The sequence below is a fragment of the Pseudopedobacter sp. genome (assembly GCF_040392825.1).
Taxonomy (GTDB): Bacteria; Bacteroidota; Bacteroidia; order Sphingobacteriales; family Sphingobacteriaceae; genus Pseudopedobacter.
This window is the reverse complement of sequence record NZ_JBEBVH010000380.1, coordinates 1-3,003: the sequence shown is the minus strand read 5'-3', so window position 1 is coordinate 3,003 and position 3,003 is coordinate 1. Positions and strand designations below refer to the sequence as shown.

Below are 3,003 nucleotides of genomic sequence, written 5' to 3'. Positions count from 1 at the left end.
GGATAATCGACTCCATGCCAGCTATAACGTTGTTGTTTAACCCACTCTGGCCATCCAAGTTTTTTATAGCCATCTCCCAGTGTCTGATAATAAGTTACAGGCAAAGGGTAAGGCTGATTCTTGTACATCCCTTTATGTCTTTTAGCTGGCGACACCGGTGTATGAACTGCCTTATGAGAAAGATATAGGAAGAAAGGTTTCGATTTATCCCTATTTTTCAACCAGTTCAGCGAATGCTCGGTCAACAAATCGGTAATATAGGTAGAATCTTTATAGACCACTTTTTTACCATTAATATTTAAAGTGGGGTTATAATATACACCTTGACCCGGAAAACTTTCCCAATGATTGAACCCATTTCTTGGATGATCTCCATGTCCCATATGCCATTTCCCCAAAAATGCTGTTTGATAACCTACCTGTTGCAGATATTGTGGAAAATATATTAAGTTATCAGGTTCCGGCGTAACATTATCCACAATAGTATGTACATGGGAATACTGTCCGGTTAGTATAGATGCCCGGCTTGGCGAACATAGAGAAGTTGTCACAAAAGCATTTTCCAGGTGTGCTCCTCCTGTTGCTAAAGCATCTAAACCAGGTGTCTTTAACCAGGGCAATCTCCCTGTAAAGCCCATAAAATCGTATCGATGGTCATCACTTAAAATAAAGATTACATTTCTTTTTTTTGCACCTGGTTCCTGTACTAATTTTTGTATGCTCTTTTTATGTTGTGCCCAACCTGTTGAGACAAGTAATAAGCCTGACAAAAGCAATACTACTGTTTTTTTTGTTTTCATATTTATATCATACTTGTTTCCGCTAGACATGTCCCGACTCTCATTTCACCAACTTTAAGGTAAAGATTAACTTCTCTATTGCTACGTACTTTATATATAATTATCATTATTTTACTATTATTACTTTTGTTTTATCTGAAATTCCTTCATCTGACTCAACAAACAGTACATAAGTTCCGGTATTAATTGCTCTTACATTTAATTCGAAATCTTGCCCGGCTTCTGATTTGGTAATTCGTTTTGATAATAAAGTGTTCCCGGTAAGCGAAACTAAACGAACTTTTGTTATAGCTGGTGAAATAGAACCAACCTGAACTTTCAGCACATCTTTTGCCGGATTTGGATAGACTTTAATACCAGCTATGGATAAATCAAAATTCAACACCCTTACACCTAAAACTTTAGAACCTCCGTTTCTGTCTGTTTGTGAAAGCTTGTAATAGCTTTTTCCGTTTAATGGCTCATTATCTTTGTAATTGTAAGAAACAGCCTGTCCGGTATCACCTTTTGACCGAACTTCGTCAATAACATTAAAGTTTTGTCCATCATAACTTCTTTCAATCACAAACTTGTCGTTATCTGATTCTGAAGCTACTATCCAGTTTAATTCAGCTGCATTGCCCAATCTTTTAACAGCAAAATATTTAAGTTCCACAGGCAGTGTGCCCTGATATTCATAAGCCCCTAAATCTACTTTCACATGTGTAATACGTTGGTTCCCTGCCAAATCTGCTGTTAACCCATAAGTCGCTACATAACTATTATCACCTTTTTCGGTTGCTGCACCTTCTACCAATTGTAGAAAGTTAGAACTACTGATATCTGTACTTAAAAATAAAGGAGAAGCGGTTGGATTTACAATGTTTTTATATTCTTCTTCTGAATCTTCAGGCGGAGTTAATTGAAATAAGTTAGAACGTAAATTCATCGTTGTTCCGGTTAGATTCCTTAAATCTGAGGCTGTCGTACCAGATGAATTCGTTGAATTTGCATTAAATACGCTGTTGTACAAATTTAACACAGTGCTGGCAGTATTACCATATCCTATAGCTCCACCATTAGATCCCGAATTGTTATAAAATGTACAATTAACAACTGTTGTATTAGAATATCCTCCCAAATACAAAGCTCCGCCACTGGGGGCAGTGGCTGTAGCCCTGTTTTCAGAAAAAATGGCATTGAAAACATTAAGCTTGGGAACATTGTTTTCGCTGCCAATTGTATAAAACCCTGCACCGCCAGTTCCACGACCAGCAAACACTTTTGAATTTAAAACAGTAACTGTAGGAGAACCTAAAATTGAGGTAAAATACATATTTCCACCACTTGCAGCGGATATATTCCCATCAAAAACCACATTTTCGAAAACGCAAGTTGATGAATTTCCTGACAGCTTTAAATAAACCCCAGCCCCGCCATTAACAATGGATCCAGCATTAACAGAACTTTGGTTATTTTTAATAATCAGATTTTTGAATGTAACAGAAGTTTGCTCATTAGTGATATTAATTCCGGCGCCCTGATTGCGGGCTACTCCAGCTAATTCTGTAGCAACATTTGCAAAGCCATGCTGAATAGTGAAACCGTCTAAAAGAGCACCATTTGAATTTACAGCAGATGCTACCACATGATAAGCATCACCTGCATTTGCGCTATTACTGTTATTCAAATCCCCACTTAATATAGTTAGATTGGCAGCCACGTTTCTTTCAGACAATGATGTTTCATTATTTCCAACAAAACCACCGTAGATTTTTACGCCTGCCTTTAAGATAAACGTCTTGTCTCTGTCATCTCCGGCTGCATCTAATTTTTCGGTAGGTTTATACGTTCCGGCAGCTACCCAAACTTCATCATTTACTCCCGAATTATTGATCATAGTTTGCAAATCTCCGGCGTCATTCCAACCTGTTCCATTACCGGAAGCACCAGATTTCACGTAACGGATAGTTTGAGCGATAGCACCAGTACTAAATACAGCGAAAAGTGTTGTACAAATTAGGTTTAAATAGATTTTTCTCATAGTTTTTATTCTTGGTTTATAAAATAGATATCCTTTATCTTCCGGTATATGACGGAAAATTCAATAGATACATAAAAATCCAATAAACGGTCTTGCTTGCTTTACCAGCTTACCGCTCTACCAGCTCTTTTACCTTATCTCCATAGTAATCAACTTTTTCTGCTTTTAGATTCAATAGCT

The 3,003-nt window shown here is 37.2% G+C and carries 2 protein-coding genes; both read right to left on the bottom strand.

The window, feature by feature from the left end:
- The coding region (locus tag ABWO41_RS17205) for a sulfatase-like hydrolase/transferase (RefSeq protein ID WP_353140691.1) at window positions 1-800 on the bottom strand (800 nt) is incomplete at its 3' end.
- A 106-nt stretch (window positions 801-906) separates the two neighbouring features.
- Complete coding sequence (locus tag ABWO41_RS17200; protein WP_353140688.1) at window positions 907-2,823, bottom strand: T9SS type A sorting domain-containing protein; 1,917 nt, start codon at window positions 2,821-2,823, stop codon at window positions 907-909.
- Window positions 2,824-3,003: the final 180 nt, after the last annotated feature.

Bases quoted from the DNA above. Each gene is read 5' to 3' on its own strand.
- ABWO41_RS17200 (WP_353140688.1), bottom strand. From the start codon at position 2,823: ATGAGAAAAATCTATTTAAACCTAATTTGTACAACACTTTTCGCTGTA.